Consider the following 19063-nt stretch of genomic DNA (forward strand, 5'->3'; position numbering starts at 1 on the left):
CAATTCATGACTTTTGCCCTGATATTTATCGCCAATCATATTGACAAAATACGTACCTTGTCGAATGAAACAGCCCTGCTTTATGAGGGGGCTTCAAACCCCTACACTCTTGTCATATTAAGAAAAAAAGTTTAAAGCTTTTTTAAATAACTTCAACACGAACGCACCGCTTTTTTCATGAACCCTTTTATCCAAACGGAAATTACTGCTTATGCATTTGTTCGAGCATTGCTAAACCTCGCTCTATTTTGGGCTGGTATTTTGTACTTCATAATTTCCGCCTTCAGAGGATGCTGTTGAATTCGATTGTTTGGCTATGTACAACTCAGGTTCAGACATGAAGCGCAACGAAATAAATCAAATTTGGTGTCACGCACTTTTAGGCGATCGCTACAAATAATATTAATGGTGCGGTTAATTCAATATTCTGTACCTTTTAACTTACGATCGCCTCACATTTAAGCAACACCATTCTTGACGACGCCACAAGGTAGCAACTACCCAACCGTTTTTTTCTAAGGCATCAGCCACAGATTTCGATTGCTCCAATAGAATACCACTGAAGATAGCCCAAGTGGTGGGAAGCGCGATCGCACTCATTTGCGGTACTAATTCGATAATCACATCAGCCAAAATATTGCAGACGATTCCATCAACAGGCTTTTCTAGCAGTTTCGCCAAAACATCTACGCTTCCCTGTGCTGTTACGATCTTTTCTGCATTAATATCGTTGAGGATGCAATTGCTGTTAGTTGATTGTACTGCCAAAGGGTCAGTATCTACGGCATAAGCTTTTTTTGCTCCCAGAAGCAATGCCCCAATCGAAAGGATACCAGAACCGCAGCCAATATCTGCAATTACCACATCATTTTTTTGCGCGTTTACATCTGCGAAAGATGGCGGTACTTGAGCAAAACGCATTTCTAATGATTCTAAACACAACTGAGTTGTGGCATGGGCACCTGTGCCAAAAGCAACACCTGGGTCTAACTTAATTACCAGCCGATCGCCTGAAATTGGTAAAGGTAGCCAAGCGGGATTGATGAGAAAGCGATCGCCTATTTCTTGAGGTTGCCAATGTTGTTTCCAACTAGTTGACCAATCTTCTTCATCAATTATCTGCCAATGCAAAGTCGGTACAGACAATCCCACACACAAAGCATCTTGACGCAGCCATAATGACAATGCAGCTAAATCTAGTAACTGCGCTTGAAATTGTGGCAAATATCCCCGCACTAAACAAGAATTTTCTTTTGTTTCACTCGCTGTACCACGACAGCCGAAACTTTCCAAACGCCAAAAGATAGATTCTTCTAGGTCTGGTTCGCACAGAATTTGTAGTTCCCACCAGGTATTTGCCATAAAGAAAGTAAAAAGTAAAAAGGTGAGCCACTGCGGTGAAGCAGCCCCCGTCTTGGCGGTTCCCGTCGATGGGGGACTGCTGAACCCGAAGGGTGGACGGGTTTCCCGGCATAAAGCAAGTGGCGAACCCGAAGGGCAAAAGGTAAAAGAAAGAGGTTTTCTTGTTACTTTTAACTTTTTACTTTTGCCTTTATAATGTTACTGTGTACGCATCCCTAATTCCCGGCACTTTGATGATTTCCGTCAAAATGCCATCGGGTAAGGGGTCATCAATGCTGAGTGCCATCACAGCATCACCACGAACGATTTTTCTACCTACTTGCATACTGGCAATATTGACATTAAAACTGCCGAGTAGGGAACCGAGTTTACCTATAATTCCCGGCATGTCACGGTGTAAGGTGAATACCATGTATTGGCTGGGGGGGACGCTAATCGGGAAGCCATCAATATTGGTCAGGTAGATTTCTCCGTCACCTAACAAAGCGCCAGTTACAGAATGAGTACCCAAAGTACCTGTAGCTTCGAGATGTAGCGAACCGGCATAGTCTTTAACTGAAGCATCCCGCGTTTCAATGACGCGAATTCCGCGTTCTTTTGCTTCGATAGTGGCGTTAACGTAGTTTACACGTTCGCGTAGAGCTTGGTAAAGTAGTCCTTTGAGGGCAGCGACAACTAAAGGCTGACTTTTGTTTGTTGCGAGTTCGCCTTGTAACCGCACATTAAGTAATTCTACACGTCCGCCGGCTAGCTGTCCGACTAGTCTACCTAAGGTTTCTGCTAGCTGCATGTAAGGTTTAAGTTCTTCCAAGACATCGGGATTAAGTCCGGGAATATTTACCGCTGAACGCGCTGGTAGTCCTAAAAGAACATCGCGAATTTGTTCGGCAACATCGATTGCCACATTTACTTGTGCTTCGCTGGTGGATGCACCTAAGTGTGGGGTGAGGATAATTTCTTTACCGATGGCTCGCAACTGAGATTCTCCCAGGGGTTCAGACTCGTAAACGTCCAAAGCTGCCCCTGCTATTTTACCTTCTTTCAGGGCTACGGCTAAAGCGTCTTCATCAATGATCCCACCACGAGCGCAGTTGATAATTCGGGCATTGGGTTTCATCTTTGCCAATCTCTCGGCGTTGATTAAATGGGTGGTTTCGGGAGTTTTGGGGATGTGTAAGGTGATATAATCTGCTTGCTGCAATAGAAGATCCAAATCTACTAATTGACAGCCTATTTGCTCGGCTCGTTCTGTGGAGATGAAAGGGTCAAAAGCTAACAATCTCATTCCCATTGCTCTGGCTACAGCGGCTACATGAGAACCGATTTTGCCTAAGCCCACAATACCGAGAGTTTTTTTGTATACTTCTGCCCCAACAAAAGTTTTGCGATCCCACTCATTGCGTTTGACTGAAGCATTGGCATCGGGGATGTAGCGAGATAAAGATAACATCATCGCTAGGGCGTGTTCGGCGGCGGCGATCGTGTTACCCTCAGGAGAGTTAACAACGACTATACCTTGGCGCGTGGCTGCGGGAACATCGACATTATCGACACCGACGCCAGCACGACCGATAATTTTTAATTGAGTGCCGGCTTCAATGATTTCTTTAGTAACTTGAGTGCCAGAACGAATCATCAGCGCATCATATTCACCAATGATTTCTATTAGTTCCGCTGGCTTGAGATTTGTTTTAACATCGACAGTGGCAACTTGGGAGAGAATGTCAATCCCAGCTTGGTCAATTGGATCGGAGACAAGAACCTTAGACATGATTGCTGATTTTATAGCTAGAGATATCGCTGCACAAGACTTATAAGTTTAATATTTATGCGTTACCATTGGGCAAAAATTATTCGTTTGACTTCGAGCAAGCCCTGACCTAGTAGTGATGATGGGATGAGATTATGTGAAGGATGGTGTGATGCTGCCTCCTATAGATGATTACCGATTTGCAGTTATCTGTGGGTGAGTATAAACGATTAATAGCGCCAAATCCTATATCTAATATCTATATATTTATAAACATTTCTTAGTTTTGTGCGATATATCCGTCGATGTTTACTGAAGATGGTAGACCTCTAGTAGAGAATTGAGGAAGCGATCGCACTTCATTTGCCAGTACTTGTCCAACTTCTACCGTGAAATCGAGTTATTCCGTTTTAGATAACTGGGAATGTGTTTATTTTAGCAGGTGACGAGCTGCAAATCCTTGTATTTCGGGATGGAATTTGGAGATTTGTAAATGGAACCTAATTTTGGACAAATGTCTACAAAAGAATTGAGAGCGTATGTGCTTGCTCATCGGGAAGATGTAGAAGCGCTAGAAGTTCTATTTAGTCGTCGGACTCCTGACTCTGAAGCAATTATATACCCGTCGATGTTTACTGAAGATGGTACACCGATAGAAGAAAATAAGCGGATAATTGAAGAAGCGATCGCCCAACGCATCCAGCCAAAAAACAATCAGACTTAACTATACCTTCAGCAAAACTTCTAACTCTACCTTCTTCTTTTGCGTCTTTGCTTGCGTGAGACATTTTTATCATCAACCCTGAATTCCGAAACATTCATTAAGCTGGTCTATATACTTGTAGTCAAAATCTCAACAGACACCAGCATGATAGTTGATAAACAGAGACAAGCTGCAATGATGATTAATCAACTGCGGACTCGCAACTTTATGTTACGTTTCTTGGGTGCAGATTATTATGCCTTTGTGCATCAGACGTTTTTAGAATATTTCTGTGCTTGGGAGTTTGTCTTGCAGTTTAAGGAGAGGGAAAAGCTGGCTATTGAGGAACTGAAGACAGAAGTTTTTGGTAAACACTGGCAAGATGAAACTTGGCATGAGGTGTTAGAGCTAATTGTAGGAATAATTGAGCCTAAGTTTGCAGGTGAGATTATTGAGTACTTAATAAAGTTATATGGTGAAGGGGAAGATTTCATCATTTTGTCTTTAGCGGTTCAGTGTTTAGCAGAAGTGAGAAACCGTTCGGTAATTGCTTCAACCGCTGATAAGTTACTTAAGCTGCTCAAAGACCGCGCTACGTGTGATAATGATTCGGGTGTGCGAAGTGCAGCACTGGTAGCATTAGCCAGCAACTTTAAAGATGACCCCGACACCAAAACTTGGCTAAAAGACCGAGCTAAGGCTGATTATAATTGCAATGTGCAATGTACAGCACTGGTAGCATTAGCCAGCAACTTTAAAGATGACCCCGATATCCTCCCCTGCCTAAAAGACCGCGCTACCGCTAAGGGTCATCGGTATGTGCGAGGTGCAGTAGTTGAAACATTAGCTAGCAACTTCAAAGATGACCCCGACACTCTCCCCTGGCTGAAAGACCGCGCTACCGCTGATAATCATGAGTATGTGCGAGGTGCAGCAGTTAAAGCATTAGTCAGCAATTTTAAAGATGACCCTGACACCAAAACTTGGCTGAAAGACCGCGTTACGGCTGATAATCATAAGGATGTGCAATATTTAGCACTGCTAGTATTAGTCAGCAACTTCAAAGATGACCCCGACACTCTCCCCTGGCTGAAAGACCGCGCGATCGCTGATAATTATGAGTCTGTGCGATATTTAGCACTGCTAGCATTAGTCAGCAACTTCATAGATGATCCCGACACCCTCCGATTGTTGAAAGACCGCGCTACGGCTGATAATTATTCGAGTGTGCGATATGCAGCACTGCTAGCATTAGTCAGCAACTTCAAAGATGATCCCGACACCCTCCGATTGTTGAAAGACCGCGCTACGGCTGATAATTATTCGGCTGTGCAATATGCAGCAGTCGCAGCATTAGCTAGCAACTTCAAAGATGACCCCGACACTCTCCCTTGGCTCAAAGACCGCGCTACGGCTGATAATGATTTGGGTGTGCGAGGTGCAGCACTGCTAGCATTAGTCAGCAACTTCAAAGATGACCCCGACACTCTCCCTTGGCTCAAAGACCGCGTTACGGCTGATAATCATGAGTATGTGCGAGGTGCAGCACTGCTAGCATTAGTCAGCAACTTCAAAGATGACCCCGACACTCTCCCTTGGCTCAAAGACCGCGTTACGGCTGATAATCATGAGTATGTGCGAGGTGCAGCAGTCGCAGCATTAGTCAGCAACTTTAAAGATGACCCCGACACTCTCCCTTGGCTAAAAGACCGCGCTACGGCTGATAATGATTCGGGTGTGCGATATGTCGCAGTTGAAGCATTAGCCAGCAACTTCAAAGATGACCCCGACACTCTCCCTTGGCTCAAAGACCGCGTTACGGCTGATAATCATGAGGATGTACGATGTGCAGCAGTCGCAGCATTAGTCCGCAACTTCAAAGATGACCCCGACACTCTCCCCTGGCTAAAAGACCGCGCTACGGCTGATAATCATGAGGATGCACGATGTCTAGCAGTTGAAGTATTAGCCAGGAAGTTTAAAGATGACCCCGATACTCTCCGATTGCTTAAAGACCGCGCTACTGCTGATAATCATTGGTATGTGCGACGTGCAGCACTGCTAGGATTAGCCAGGAAGTTTAAAGATGACCCCGATACTCTCCGATTGCTTAAAGACCGCGCTACGGCTGATAATCATGAGGAAGTCCGAGGTGCAGCAGTTAAAGCGTTAGCCAGCAACTTTAAAGATCAGCCTGGGATGTTTGAATTATTTTACAACTGCGCTGTCAATCATCCTTTTAAGCGTAAATACAAGTTTGAAGACAACCCTCAGCAAATTGCACTCTTAGTAATTATCGAGCAATATCCCGATCATCTCCAGATTTTACCACTATTGCGCGACAAAGCAGAGAATGACCCAGATGAGAAAGTGCGGGAGTTTGCACAGAATAAGTTGAAGGAGTTAGAAGAGGCAAAATAATGGGATGTGAGAATGTAAGCTGAGTATATGCCCTTTGAAAATCAGAGAACTCAAAAGCTTGTTGCTGCAAGCAGGGTTTATTTGTAAACCTGGAAAAGGTAGCCATAGCAAATAGATACATCCACAATTGCCTAAAGCTATTATCATCGCTGGCAAAGATGGTAGTGATGCCAAACTGTATTTAGCTAGTTTGTAGGGTGTGTTATGCCGTAGGAAGATCGCACCTTGAATTCTTGACGGTGCGTTGCCCTGCGCGACAACACACCCTACATTGAGCTTTCTTTAAATAAAATGTGCGCTTCTTAGTAGTAAGGGCTTCAGCCCTTAATCTTGGTTATGAGCGGTGAACCGCTCACTACGAAGTAAAAGAGATAATAAAAAGCTTTCTTTAAATAAAATGTGCGATCGCATGACTTTGTGGGAATCATAAATATAGTAAACATTGCTACTACGGCAAGAAACTCACTCAGGTAATTATACGATGGCTTATCAAAATATCAACGCCAGCATTTCCCCAGAAGACATCCAAGAAATTAAAACAGCACTACAGACAGTCCAGAAAAAGCTGCCCTTTTTGATTACCCTAACTACCGAAGAACGACGCAAGTTAGTAAAAATGGGTGATAAAAGCCTAGCCTTTGTCAATAATAGCGTTGCCGCTGCTCAATCTAACCGCGACATTCTCCCCCCAAGTTTTGCTATTGAGGAATTGGTGCGAGATTATCAATTAACCACCACACTCACCGAACTTTTAACCTCAATGCGGCAACTCACCGAACAAGTAGATGATACGCTATTAGCAGTCGGTAGTGATGCCATGAGCAGCAGTTTGACTGTTTATGACTACGTAAAGACTGCTGCAAAGAAGACTCCAGGCTTGAAAACTATTGCCGAACAGTTAGGTGAACGCTTTAAAGCTATTAGAGGTAGAACTGCTAAAGCTGCATCAGGTTCTTGATAAATTAATACTCATTAAAGAGTCTTGGAACTCCATTAAAGAGTCTTGGAACTCCATTAAAGAGTCTTGGAACTCCATTAAAGAGTCTTGGAGCTTCATTAAAGAGTCTTTGAACTCTATTAAAGAGTCTTTGAACTCCATTAAAGAGTCTTTGAACTTCATTAAAGAGTCTTTGAACTCCATTAATGAGTCTTGGAACTCCATTAAAGAGTCTTTGAACTCCATTAATCAGTTATTTGGAATTGCGATCGCCTTCATTGAGCTATTGTGTTTTACTGAGAATACCGATAATGTATGTATTTTCGCAGGCGATCGCACTTTTTCTTTTCCCCACCTCTATAATCAGTCTATTGATTTAGAGGTGTTTGCTCTGCTACTTGCTGGACTTGTACAACATCTAAATCTAAAGCCTGTGCTATCTGTTCGGGAGTTAAACCCAGTGCTAAAAACTTAGGTACAGCTTCTAATTTTGCCTCAAAGCGACCTTCTTGTTTACCTTCTTGATAAACTCGCGTTTGCTTCAATTCACTTAATCCAAACATTGCTTCTATCTCCTCTCGACTTATGTTAGGCAATTTATAAACTAAGATTGTCTCTATTAATTCTAGTAATTGTTTCAATTGTCATTGCTCAATTCCCTACCTATGCCTTAATATTACTGAAATTAGCTTTAAAAACAGCATTAACTTACTATTCATTTGGGGGTGTTTGCTCTGCTACTTGCTGGACTTGTGCTACATCTAAATCTAAAGCCTGTGCTATCTGTTCGGGAGTTAAACCCAGTGCTAAAAGCTTAGGTACAGCTTCTAATTTTGCCTCAAAGCGACCTTCTTGTTTACCTTCTCGTTTACCTTCTCGTTTACCTTCTCGTTTACCTTCTTCTCTACCTTCTCGCTTACCTTCTTGTTTACCTTCTTGTTTACCTTCTTGTTTACCTTCTTCTTTAGCTTCTTGATAAACTCGCGTTTGCTTCAATTCACTTAATCCAAACATTGCTTCTATCTCCTCTCGACTCATGTTAGGAAACTTATAAACTAAGATTGTCTCTATTAATTCTAGTAATTGTTTTTGTGGCAGTTGCCAATCTACTGCTTGCTGAGTACGGTTGATTAATTCCCTAGCGGTGATAATTGCTGTATCTTCCTCTTCAATTACTAATTTTATCGTAGCAATGCCTAGCGGTAGTGATGCAGCTTCGCCTAATTCATCTAAATAAATTATACTAATACGCTGGCTATGAAAGAATTCTAAGAAATCTTCTTTATCACCTGTATCAGTATTCCTAGTAGGATAAATCACCACTCCTCGCCAAGGATTTTTACGTTTATTTTGGCGTAAGTATAAAGAAATCTCTGATACCAGACGCAAGTAAATATCTGAGTCTGGTTGAAATTGGACTTCGACAAAATAAATCGGGCTTTTTTCGTCTTGGATAGGAAGAAATACACCATCAATTCTAAAGGCTGTTTGCTTGATTTCAACTGAAGCAAATTGATAGATGTTGGCGGTTTCGGGAGGGTTGCCAATTAGTTCAAAGAAGATGCTGGGGAATTCTTGAAATAGGCGATAAAATATACTGTCAGTTTTCACTCTCGATGTTGTAGCACAGTTTAAAACTGTAGCAATTTTATCATTCAAAGAGTCCAGCAAGAAAAGAATAATCAGAGTTAATCGCTATAATTAAGGTTGCGATCGCTTGGCATAGATCCAGATCAAAGGTAGTTGATGGGAAAGCGAATCGCACTCAAAACTGCTAAATCAGCACTCATTACTAAGGTTTGTAGATGAAACTGAACTTTGAACAGATGAGCGTACCAGAATTAAGAAAATATGTATTAGAACACCGCGATGATATGGAAGCTATGCGATCGCTGTTTCATCATCCTAGATTGAGTCCATGCTTGTGGGAACTGTTCAATACGATTGAGAGTGCGTTCAACTTCGGCAATAAATGCGTCTCCCATGTCGCGGCTGATATTGTCATAGTAAGCAACAGCATCATCTAATTCCTGTTTGGCATCAGGATGAAAATTATAAGCCATTACTTACTCCTAGAACGTAGCTCTCGCAATACTTGTTCACCAGGAATTAAATTAACTTCGCTTTGTTCAACAGCTTGAAATCTTTTCTCTGCTTCTTCTGCCCAAATAGCATCTATTTCTGCTTGATTTTCAGCATCCAGACTTTTAAATAAATGTTCAGCCAGCATTGCTCTTAACCCTGGAGGTAAGGACAATGCAGTATTGAAAATCTCGTCATAAGTATTAACCATAGTTTTTTCCAGATTTAAGAGCAAGTCATCTTGATTTTAGTTTAAGTTAATTTTTCTCGATTACGAATTGGTATGCAGAAAAATTGCGTAGACGCGTAGCGGCTTGTCATTTGATATCGCTTGGCATAGATCGAGATAATCTTGATTAATCACTTGCTAGTACTTCTCCATCGCTCAAAGAGTCCAGACAGAGAATAATCAGGATTAATCATGCTGTGTTGTTGGTAAATTTTACTTATTTTTTATGTTTTCAGCTAAATACTCAAAACTGCGATCGCAGCACTCACTACTTTAGCCGCCAAATTTTGATGGTCTTGTCCCAACTACCACTGACAAGGGTTTTGCTATCTAGGCTGATAGCGACGGACATAACCTTATTAGAATGCCCAGTGAGAGTGCGGATTTCTTCTCCGGTTGCCAGATTCCACAGTTTGATGGTGGTGTCATCACTACCACTAGCAAGGGTTTTGCCATTTGGGCTGATGGCGACGGAATTAACATAGCCAGAATGCCCAGTGAGAGTGCGGATTTCTTTTCCGGTTGCCAGATTCCAGAATTTGATGGTATTGTCACGACTAGTACTGGCAAGGGTATTGCCATCTGGGCTGATGGCGACGGAAAGAACATAGTCAGAATGCCGACCGAGAGTGCGAATTTGTTCTCCAGTTGCGAGATTCCACAGTTTGATGGTGTTGTTATCACTACCACTAGCAAGGTTTTTGCCATCTGGGCTAATGGCGAAGGAATAAACCCAGCCAGAATGCTCAGTGAGGGTGCGGATTTGCTTTCCGGTGGCGAGATTCCACAGTTTGATGGTGTTGTCAGTACTACCACTGGCAAGGGTTTTACCATCTGGGCTGATGGCGACGGAACTAATCCAGCCAGAATATCCTGTGAGGGTTCTTTGTAATAAAACTCCGCTTGGTATGCTAGCGATTACAGATATCGGATTAGTTGGAAATAAGCCATAGCGAACATGGCCATATATTTGAGTTCCAACTATTGTAATAGCAGCACCTACCAAGAATCTTGTTCTCCAATTAGTATTTTGTCTAGATGGCTTTTGTAGCGCTACTTTTGGCTTTACTGGTGCTGGTGATTTTCCAGTTTGAGGCTGATGGGGTAATGTCGCAGGGAATGATGATGGTGGTTGAGTTACAACTACTGCCTCAGTTGGGTGTACTGGTGAAGGTGATGGTAACGGTGTAAAATCCTGTAAAACTTCCTCAGCAGATTGGTAACGTTGCTGATAATCTTTTTGCAGTAACTTATCAAGAATCTTCTGCAATTCGCTGCTTTGTGGTTGTTGCAAATGCTGCCGCCAAGAAGAAACCCACCCATAACCTTGTTGCTCCGACATTATCCAAGGGTGAATTCCACTCAGTAAGTGAAAGCAAGTTGCACCAACACTATATAAATCACTTGCTGGATAAGCTTTACCATCCTGCATTTGTTCTAATGGCGCATAACCACGGGAACCAATTATTGTTCCTGGGTTATTGATAACTGTTATGGTGAGTTGCTTGGAAATTCCAAAATCTATCAAGACTAACTTGCCGTCAGTGCTGCGACGAATGATATTTTCTGGTTTGATATCGCGGTGAATAACTTTGTGCTGATGAACCGTTTTCAGGATATTTAATAAATCAAGCAAAACTTCCCAGATTTTTTCTTCGTTGAAAGTTCCCTGTTGTTTTAATTCAGCTAATAAATTCTGCCCGTTGATAAACTGCTGCACTAAATACAGATTATTTTCTTCTTCAAAGTACGCCAACAGCGTGGGAATCTGCGGATGTTCTCCTAGTTGTTGCAGTCGCCTTGCTTCTTGCTCAAATAGTTCTGTGGCTTTGTTTATTGCCGCAGTTCCCTGTATTCGCGGCGCAAATTGCTTGATAACACAATATTCATTCAGCTTGTCTAAATCTTCTGCTAAATAGGTTTTCCCAAATCCCCCACTTCCTAGTAATTGAATTGGGCGATAGCGATTTCTCAGCACCATCAAAGGAAATCGGCAGTTAGAGCAAAACGTTGTGGACTCAGAATGGGGTGGGTTGTGGCAAGCTGGATTTAGGCAGCAAGTCATGACTGTGCTTTTATTAGCAAATGTAATTATTATCGCCTAACTACAAGCTATTCCTCAGATAAATCGCAAAATAGTAGATAAATTAAATTATTCGCAGCAAGCAGGTTGCAAGCCAGTCGCCATCTAGGTTTATATTATCTATGTCACAATTGAGGAACAGACAATCAACCCAACCAACGAACAAGCCTTAGCCTGTGTGTGTGTCTGCCAGATGCTGTCTAATGGCGATCGCAACATCGAACTATAATAAAAATATCACAACCGTCGTAGAGACGTTCCGCCGGAACGTCAATACAATTGCAAGTTATAAACCTGTCATGATATCTTAAATTATTTTCAATTTTAAATTTCCGATTTTGGATTGCTTTCACCTCAAATCTAAAATCTAAAATTATAATAAGCCTCGTTTCCCATTAGGACGTACAGTCATCCAATTAGTCTTAGCTTGTGCCAGCTGCTCGTCAGAAATTTTCGCACCAGTTAAATTAGCACCACACAAATTAGCACCTCGGAGATTGGCATTATTAAGATAAGCATAGCTAAGGTCTGCACCTCGCAAATCTGCTGCTTCTAAATCCGCATGATTAAAGTAAGCCTTACTCAAATTGGCGTCCCTGAGATTGGCACGGTTAAGAGAGCTTCTGCCAAAGTCACTGTTGTGGAGATTAGCTCCTTGGAGGTTGGTTTTCTCCAATTGAGAGGAATGGAAATTCGTTCCCGATAAGTCTGCTCCTTGCAAATTCAGTAGATTCAAATTGTGTTGGGCAAAATCTCGTCTTCCTTTAACATAAGCCGTTAATAAACTTTGAGTATCTAATTTACGAGTAAGTTTACTATTTTGATGCGAAGTACTATTGCTGCTTGCCAAAGTAGTTGATTTTGTAGTGTTGACTCCTTGGCGTATTCCTGGTGTTTGTGAAGCTGCTCCTTCTGCGGCTTTGGCTCGTCTTGCACGAATTGCTGCTGCTAACTCCTGAACCCCTGCACTAGAAGGAGTGCTAGAAGGATTGCTGGAATATACACCAGAATCTTCCAAGTGGTTACGTGTTAGAGAAGTTCGCTCTTTCACGCTTACAGAAGATTGAGCAACCATACTTTGTGCCAAACTCTCCAGGTACGGTTCCATCTCTAGTGCTCTGAGTACTTCTTCCGCTGACTGATAGCGATTGCGTACTGAGACTTCGAGCATTTTTCGCAGCACTTGTGTTAAGTGAGCGCTTACTTGTACAAGCTTTTCCCACATCATTTCCCCGGTTGTGGGATTGTAGTCCAAATCTCTAGGAGATTTGCCAGTCAGCAGATAAATGGATGTTACTCCCAGCGCGTAAATATCACTAGCGTAAACTGGACGCATAGCCATTTGCTCTGGAGGGGCAAAACCAGGAGTGCCAATTGCGTATGCAGTTAATGCTGTTTGCTCGGATTGGTTTGTAACTTGACTGACTTGGTTTTTGACGGCTCCAAAGTCAATCAGAACTAATCTGACATCTTGATCGCGGCGAATCAAGTTGGCTGGCTTGATATCGCGGTGAATCACCTTTCGCTCGTGGATGTATTGTAGCAATGGCAGCATCTCGCTCAAGAATTGCTTGACTCCGGCTTCGCTCAAAACTCCGTCGCGTTTCACCTCCTGCTGAAGGGTAGCGCCACTGATGTATTCCTGCACTAAGTAGAATTGTTCATGATCTTCAAAATAGTCTAGCAACCTAGGTACTTGGGGATGATTGCCAATTTTGCCTAGGGTTCTCGCTTCTCGCTCAAACAGTTCCCGCGCCATTTGCAAAATGTGTGGTGCGGTTGCTGAAGGACGTAGTTGCTTGATTACACAACTTGGTTCACCTGGTAAGACTTCATCTTGGGCTAGAAAGGTTGCACCAAAACCACCTTGACCTAATGGTTTGAGCACCCGATAGCGATCGCGCAACCGCAAAAGCGAGCCACAAGACTGACACCTTTGGCTGTATGCCAAATTTTCTGGATTGAGACAGATTGGATTTAAGCAGTAGCTCATGCACTGTTAACTCGCTGCACGAATAATTACGGGAAGCATTAAATAAACTCTCTTTTCATTATTTAAACAAAAATCTACTTTTACCAGGTCATTTTTGCGGGAAATCCTTTGAAGAGTTGCTAAAGTTAGCCACTAGCTTACGTAAAGCAATCATAAACCCACTAAAATCTACTATACTCAAACTTACGGCTACTTTCTCAGTTTGGTTTAAACCCGAATAATTCTGACTTCAAAACTTTATCTACGTGAATTAAGATTTATCTTTAGTATTAATTAAGAAAATTACATAAGTAGTTTTACAAATTAAATAAAATATTTTATTTTTACAGAATTTTTTATCAAGGCAAAAATACACAAGACAATTTTTTCTGGCGAATGAACCTCAAAATCAATTTATCGCTTCAGTAAGATTGAAAAAGGGACTATGAGTCTGGGGATTAGGGACTGGGGACACTTTCGTTACTTGGAAGGGGATTGGAACCCACACACGAGTTTTAAAGAAAACTCGCGTTTGCGTCCCTAGTCCCCAGACTCATAGTCCCGGAGCGCCATTCCTCCCCGACGGGGAAACAAGAGCGCGACCCGTTAAATTATATTAACACATACATGAACACATGTTCATGTGTTATATTAATTTAAGTATTCAGAGGAAAATTTATGGCAACTGTAACCCAAATGAAATGTGCTTGTCCTTCTTGCCTGTGTGTCGTTCACATCGAGGATTCGATTAAAAAGGACGATAAATCTTATTGCTCTGAAGCTTGCGCTGAAGGTCACAAAACCATGAAAGGCTGCGGTCACAATGGTTGCGGCTGTTAAAAAGGGACTGGGGGCTAGGGACTGGGGAGCAGGGGAGAGGAATTTTGCCCAATGCCCCATGCCCCATGCCCCAATACCTAACTTACAAACTAGACATCACATCGCGTGCGGCTTTCAAAGTCTGCTCAATATCTTCCTCGGTGTGAGCAAACGAGGTAAATCCAGCCTCAAATTGAGACGGTGCTAAGTAAATACCCCGCTCTAACATACCGCGATGGAAGCGTCCAAATTTGGCTGTATCCGACTTTTTCGCATCTTCATAGTTATGGACTGGTCCGTCGGTAAAGAATAAGCCGAACATGCCGCTAATTTGTCCACCGCAAGCCGCGTGACCAGTTTCAGTCGCAATTTGCAGCAACCCGGAAGCTAGCTTGTTGGTAATTTGGTCAAGATACTCGTAATTTCCCGGTTTTTGCAGCAATTCCAGTGTCTTAATGCCAGCAGTCATCGCCAAAGGATTACCAGAAAGCGTCCCGGCTTGGTACATCGGACCTGCGGGGGCAACCATTGACATGATATCCTGGCGACCTCCGTAAGCTCCAACTGGCAAACCACCGCCGATGATTTTGCCCAAAGTGGTCAAATCCGGGGTGATACTAAACTTCTCTTGAGCGCCACCGTAAGCAATACGGAAGCCCGTCATTACCTCGTCAAACACCAATAATGCCTTATGCTGGTGGGTAAGCTCTCGTAACCCTTCCAAGAAGCCTGCATCGGGAGTAATAAATCCAGCATTGCCGACGACTGGCTCAAGAATGACACCCGCAATTTCATCGCGGTTCTCTTCAAACAAAGCTTTGACGGCTTCTAAGTCATTGTAAGGCGCGTTTAGAGTGTTGGCAGTTGTCGATTTCGGCACTCCTGGGGAGTCGGGTAAGCCGAGTGTAGCAACACCTGAACCTGCTTTCACCAAGAACATATCAGCATGACCGTGGTAGCAGCCTTCAAACTTGATGATTTTGTCGCGTCCAGTAAAAGCCCGCATCAACCGCAACACTGACATACAAGCTTCTGTGCCGGAGTTAACAAATCTTACCATTTCGATGCTGGGGACGGCAGCAATTACCATCTCTGCCAGTACATTTTCTAGTACTGAGGGGGCACCGAAGCTTGTGCCTTTTTCTAAGGCTTCATGCAGCGCGGCAATGACTTCTGGATGAGCGTGACCGCAAATTGCTGGTCCCCAAGTGCCTACATAGTCGATATACTGATTGCCATCGACATCCCAAATGTAAGCGCCTTTAACGCGATCAAACACAATTGGTTGTCCACCCACGGATTTGAAAGCGCGGACGGGAGAACTTACACCTCCCGGCATTAAATTTTGAGCCGCCGCGAAGATTTCTTGTGATTTTGTAGTTTTAATTGTGGTATTTACCAAGGTTTTCTCCTAACAGTGGAAACAAAAAGCTCTATCTTAGGATAGGCGTAATAACTGTTTAGAACTTCTATATTAGTAAATTACCTGAACCAGGATAACAATATGTTATATAAATCGAATCAAGATTTGCCTTCAGATATTCGCACTCGATTATCTGAGCCATATCAGGATCTTTACCGGGCAGCTTTCAACTCGGCTCTACACTGGTATGGCGAAGCCACAAAGGCTCATAAAGTGGCTTTAAGTGCTGTAAAAATGCAGTCTGCCATGAACAAGAATGTTCTTGTTTAAGATGAAGTAACAGAGTTGAATTGAAAAAATTACCCCAGCTGCTTCATCCACAATGGTATCGTAAATCAAGAAGTTATTTTTGCATTTATTTGCAGCAGCTGGTATGTTTTCGATTGATTCACATTCAGTCCCTGTTGAGAAAATTCGCTACGATGACAAGGGTTTAGTACCGGCAATTGTCCAGGATTATCTGGATGGTACTGTTTTGATGATGGCATGGATGAATCGAGAGTCGTTGCAGAAAACTTTAGAAACTGGGGAAACTTGGTTTTGGAGTCGATCCCGTGAAAATTTGTGGCACAAAGGAGCGACTTCGGGACATCTGCAAAAGGTACGAAGTATCCGTTATGACTGTGATAGTGATGCTCTATTAATTGGGGTTGAGCAGTTAGGAGATATTGCCTGTCATACAGGAGAGCGGAGTTGTTTTCATCAAATAGATGGGACAATTACTGCACCACCAGCCGATACGTTGTCACAATTGTTTCAGGTGATATGCGATCGCCGTGATCATCCAAGTGAAAGTTCTTACACTTGTAAGTTGTTTGCTGGCGGTGATAATAAGATTTTGAAAAAGATTGGCGAGGAATCTGCTGAGGTGGTGATGGCGTGTAAGGATGATGAACCAAATGCGATCGCTGGTGAAGTTGCTGATTTGATATATCATACTTTGGTCGCTTTGGCTCATCATCATGTTGATTTGAAGGCGGTTTATCGGAAGTTGCAGGAGAGAAGGAAATAGAACGAACCGCACTCTTACGCAGAGGACAAAGTTAGAAGGTGAAAGTGGTACGAAGTACACCTAAGGTTGTTGTTTCGTTGCGGCTGTCGCTTTCGGGATTAAATAGGACAAAGGCACCTGGGGTGATGCTGATGTTGTCAGTTAGGCGCAAGCGGTAGTATGCTTCTAAATGGTAGGGAACTGCTCTGTTTGCACCAACAGGTGCAAGTCTGGCGTCTCCACTTGCATCGGTGCGGTAAAGGGGCTGACCAAAAATCAGACCTGCATTATTACCTTTATTGAAAAGATCGTTGAAGTGAAGTCCTACCATCCAACTGGTGAAGGTGGTGGAAGCATCAACCCTACCGGAAGAATCGTCAACAAATAGCGCTGCACCATACCCAGATAAAGCGACTTTGGGAGAAAATCTCCAGGTGGCTGTACCACCAACAGAGTTGAGTTTGACGGGTATTCCCAAAGGAACTCCAGCTAAAGAACCAATATCGTCCCTAACTAATCCTGTACCTAAGATGTTTATCTCGTGATAACTATTGGCATAGTTCAGACCAATATCTATGGAACTGGTTGGTCTAAATGTTAATTGTGCGGCAACAACGCTACTACCGCTAAATACGCCGGCACCCAATGGTGTGTTAGAAACTCCTGGAAGTATGTCGGGAGATGAACTCGGAAGGTTTGCGTTTACACTGCCATACAATGCTCTCAAATCGAGTTGCTTGGAGATGCTAAAAATAAAGCCTGCGGCTGATGCTAAACCAGTACCTGAAGTACCCCCAGAAACGCGCACTACAGGATTTAAGCCGGCAAAGCGAGAAATTGATTCTTGTCCTTCACCATAAAAAGGAGTGATGGGAGGGAAAGCGTCGGATACTTCCGCAGCAGTGCCGGCAAACAAAGTTAATTTATCGGCGACGGGAAAGATGTAAAGTAGTTTGTAAAGCTGAATACTGTTGGCGCTGACGTTCGATAAGGTTTTGACGTCTAGTCCAGGAAATTGAGGTTCAAAGCTTGTACGAGCGCTACTAGCAGTGAGTAGGGGTGAAGCTAATCCTAAACTTTCTTGAATGCTACCACGACCATCGACACCGCCTAAGAAATTGTGAGATTGCAACCCAGTAATTAGTAAGTCTTTACCTGTAAAACTGGTATTGAGATTCAACCGCACTCGATTTACCAAAACGATATTCGGATCGTTTCGATCTTGTGCGCCTCCTGTGGCACCAATTACTGATATAATTGCTTCACCATTGAGTTTAGTAGTTGTGGAAAACTGATTCGCCTCCAGTTTAGCGGTGTTAGCTTCTAAAGCGTCTACTCGACCCCGTAATGTCGCTAATTCAGCAGAAAATTCTTCTCGCAGTCTTTGCAAGGTGGCTAAATCTTCTTTTTTTACCAAATCGGCAGTTGCGGTGGCAATTAGTTCGTTAACTCGCTCCAAACACGCATTTAAACCAGCGGCAAATTCATAACGAGTCATCGCACGATTGCCTCGATAAGTGCCATTTGGATATCCTGCAATACAACCGTAGCGCTCTACTAAAGATTGCAATGCTGCAAAAGCCCAATCAGTAGGCTTCACATCAGAGAGTTGCGATACAGATGTTACCTGTTCCTGGTTTTCTGCTGCTATTATTTGTGAATATGAACGAGAATTTGGATTTTTTAAGACTGTTTGCGTAAAAAAACTAGAAGCAGCTACTGCTAAATCAGTAGTTTCCTCGTTTTGATTTAATATAGGTAGTGATTCAATTTTATCATTAATGAAGATACTTGTTTCATCAAAGATATTACTACTAAAAACTACTATGTTTTTAGAATAGTTTAGAGCCTGAGTGTCAGATGCTGTTTCTTCAAAATTAGGCATCGCTTGCACAGGTAAGATTTGAGCGAGTAAGTATAGAAAACTTACTCCCCCAGCAGAAGCTAGCAGATTTACTTTCACGGTAACTCCTCACATTTAAATTGAAAAGCAAAATTTAGACTCAATGCTTAATTGAGCTTTAAGGCATCCATTGAAACTGAAAATTCACACTTAAATAAGTGAATTTATTTTGATAAAAACAAACTTTATTTAGTTAATATTACTTACACTCTATAGTTCCCACTCAAACCATTAATTATAGTAAATACTATTTTTGCCAACAATTAACACAAACAATCATTGATAATTTTTATGATTGTTATATACTCCACTCGTGTTCAACTACTAAGTACTAATTGTAAATTTTACAAGAAAGGCAGAAGTTCGAGGGCAGAAGGCACTTATGTTA

At 42.6% G+C, this 19063-nt stretch carries 17 protein-coding genes and 3 pseudogenes; 11 read left to right on the forward strand and 9 right to left on the reverse strand.

Features of this window, described 5'->3' with window-relative positions; all coding sequences use genetic code 11:
• Positions 1 to 441: 441 nt before the first annotated feature.
• The gene (prmA, locus tag TOL9009_RS0105215; protein ID WP_029631631.1) at positions 442 to 1362 is read right to left on the reverse strand and encodes a 50S ribosomal protein L11 methyltransferase; all 921 of its coding nucleotides are present in this window, start codon (positions 1360 to 1362) and stop codon (positions 442 to 444) included.
• A 22-nt stretch (positions 1363 to 1384) separates the two neighbouring features.
• On the opposite strand from prmA, the gene TOL9009_RS46905 reads away from it, so the two are divergent.
• A complete protein-coding gene (locus TOL9009_RS46905) occupies positions 1385 to 1558 on the forward strand; it encodes a hypothetical protein (protein WP_186227703.1) in 174 nt (57 codons plus the stop codon).
• On the opposite strand, the gene serA is transcribed toward TOL9009_RS46905, so the two are convergent.
• On the reverse strand, positions 1553 to 3133 hold the full coding sequence (gene serA / locus TOL9009_RS0105225; protein ID WP_029631632.1) for a phosphoglycerate dehydrogenase: 1581 nt from the start codon (positions 3131 to 3133) through the stop codon (positions 1553 to 1555). The genes TOL9009_RS46905 and serA overlap by 6 nt on opposite strands.
• Positions 3134 to 3526: 393 nt before the next feature.
• On the opposite strand from serA, the gene TOL9009_RS50445 reads away from it, so the two are divergent.
• From TOL9009_RS50445 to TOL9009_RS0105240, 5 genes and pseudogenes are all read left to right on the forward strand, one after another.
• Positions 3527 to 3616: a DUF6888 family protein gene (locus TOL9009_RS50445; protein ID WP_398344915.1), complete on the forward strand. Its 90-nt coding sequence runs from the start codon at positions 3527 to 3529 to the stop codon at positions 3614 to 3616.
• On the forward strand, positions 3606 to 3836 hold the full coding sequence (locus TOL9009_RS38205; RefSeq protein WP_029631633.1) for a DUF6887 family protein: 231 nt from the start codon (positions 3606 to 3608) through the stop codon (positions 3834 to 3836). Before TOL9009_RS50445 ends, TOL9009_RS38205 begins: the two co-directional genes overlap by 11 nt.
• A gap of 150 nt (positions 3837 to 3986) precedes the next feature.
• Positions 3987 to 6236 (forward strand): annotated as a pseudogene (locus tag TOL9009_RS38210) (HEAT repeat domain-containing protein); the annotation flags it as partial.
• 25 nt (positions 6237 to 6261) lie between these two features.
• Positions 6262 to 6432 (forward strand): annotated as a pseudogene (locus TOL9009_RS49020) (type II toxin-antitoxin system HicA family toxin).
• 285 nt (positions 6433 to 6717) lie between these two features.
• A complete protein-coding gene (locus tag TOL9009_RS0105240) occupies positions 6718 to 7194 on the forward strand; it encodes a hypothetical protein (protein ID WP_029631634.1) in 477 nt (158 codons plus the stop codon).
• Between the two features lie 347 nt (positions 7195 to 7541).
• Here the strand turns inward: TOL9009_RS0105240 and TOL9009_RS0105250 are convergent.
• A pseudogene (locus TOL9009_RS0105250) lies at positions 7542 to 7811 on the reverse strand (DUF2887 domain-containing protein); the annotation flags it as partial.
• 73 nt (positions 7812 to 7884) lie between these two features.
• A complete protein-coding gene (locus TOL9009_RS0105255) occupies positions 7885 to 8784 on the reverse strand; it encodes an Rpn family recombination-promoting nuclease/putative transposase (RefSeq protein WP_029631640.1) in 900 nt (299 codons plus the stop codon).
• Positions 8785 to 8999: 215 nt separating this feature from the next.
• Here TOL9009_RS0105255 and TOL9009_RS50450 point away from each other — a divergent pair, with 215 nt between their 5' ends.
• Complete coding sequence (locus TOL9009_RS50450; RefSeq protein WP_398344916.1) at positions 9000 to 9200, forward strand: DUF6887 family protein; 201 nt, start codon at positions 9000 to 9002, stop codon at positions 9198 to 9200.
• A 35-nt stretch (positions 9201 to 9235) separates the two neighbouring features.
• On the opposite strand, the gene TOL9009_RS0105265 is transcribed toward TOL9009_RS50450, so the two are convergent.
• Entirely contained in the window at positions 9236 to 9466 is a 231-nt protein-coding gene (locus TOL9009_RS0105265) for an addiction module protein (RefSeq protein WP_029631641.1), read from the reverse strand.
• A gap of 286 nt (positions 9467 to 9752) precedes the next feature.
• Positions 9753 to 11549, reverse strand: coding sequence for a serine/threonine-protein kinase (locus TOL9009_RS38220; RefSeq protein ID WP_038296174.1), 1797 nt, complete (start codon positions 11547 to 11549; stop codon positions 9753 to 9755).
• Between the two features lie 163 nt (positions 11550 to 11712).
• Between TOL9009_RS38220 and TOL9009_RS50455 the strand changes: the two genes are divergently transcribed.
• On the forward strand, positions 11713 to 11796 hold the full coding sequence (locus TOL9009_RS50455) for a DUF6888 family protein (RefSeq protein WP_398344917.1): 84 nt from the start codon (positions 11713 to 11715) through the stop codon (positions 11794 to 11796).
• Positions 11797 to 11940: 144 nt separating this feature from the next.
• Here the strand turns inward: TOL9009_RS50455 and TOL9009_RS0105275 are convergent, their stop codons facing one another.
• Positions 11941 to 13560: a serine/threonine-protein kinase gene (locus TOL9009_RS0105275; RefSeq protein WP_029631642.1), complete on the reverse strand. Its 1620-nt coding sequence runs from the start codon at positions 13558 to 13560 to the stop codon at positions 11941 to 11943.
• A gap of 657 nt (positions 13561 to 14217) precedes the next feature.
• Between TOL9009_RS0105275 and TOL9009_RS43085 the strand changes: the two genes are divergently transcribed.
• The gene (locus TOL9009_RS43085) at positions 14218 to 14379 is read left to right on the forward strand and encodes a metallothionein (protein WP_072022099.1); all 162 of its coding nucleotides are present in this window, start codon (positions 14218 to 14220) and stop codon (positions 14377 to 14379) included.
• Between the two features lie 82 nt (positions 14380 to 14461).
• On the opposite strand, the gene hemL is transcribed toward TOL9009_RS43085, so the two are convergent.
• Positions 14462 to 15760 carry a glutamate-1-semialdehyde 2,1-aminomutase gene (hemL, locus tag TOL9009_RS0105280; RefSeq protein ID WP_029631644.1) on the reverse strand — a complete coding sequence of 433 codons (1299 nt, stop codon included), beginning with the start codon at positions 15758 to 15760 and terminating at the stop codon, positions 14462 to 14464.
• Between the two features lie 102 nt (positions 15761 to 15862).
• Between hemL and TOL9009_RS0105285 the strand changes: the two genes are divergently transcribed.
• Both TOL9009_RS0105285 and hisIE read left to right on the forward strand, forming a co-directional pair.
• Positions 15863 to 16051 (forward strand): ChaB family protein, encoded by a 189-nt coding sequence (locus TOL9009_RS0105285; RefSeq protein ID WP_029631646.1) that lies wholly within the window; start codon positions 15863 to 15865, stop codon positions 16049 to 16051.
• Between the two features lie 103 nt (positions 16052 to 16154).
• Positions 16155 to 16793 (forward strand): bifunctional phosphoribosyl-AMP cyclohydrolase/phosphoribosyl-ATP diphosphatase HisIE, encoded by a 639-nt coding sequence (gene hisIE, locus TOL9009_RS0105290; protein WP_029631647.1) that lies wholly within the window; start codon positions 16155 to 16157, stop codon positions 16791 to 16793.
• 31 nt (positions 16794 to 16824) lie between these two features.
• On the opposite strand, the gene TOL9009_RS0105295 is transcribed toward hisIE, so the two are convergent.
• Positions 16825 to 18735, reverse strand: a complete 1911-nt coding sequence (locus TOL9009_RS0105295) for an iron uptake porin (RefSeq protein WP_029631649.1) — start codon at positions 18733 to 18735, stop codon at positions 16825 to 16827.
• Positions 18736 to 19063: the final 328 nt, after the last annotated feature.

Source organism: [Scytonema hofmanni] UTEX 2349, assembly GCF_000582685.1.
In the GTDB taxonomy this organism is placed as follows: domain Bacteria; phylum Cyanobacteriota; class Cyanobacteriia; order Cyanobacteriales; family Nostocaceae; genus Hassallia; species Hassallia hofmanni.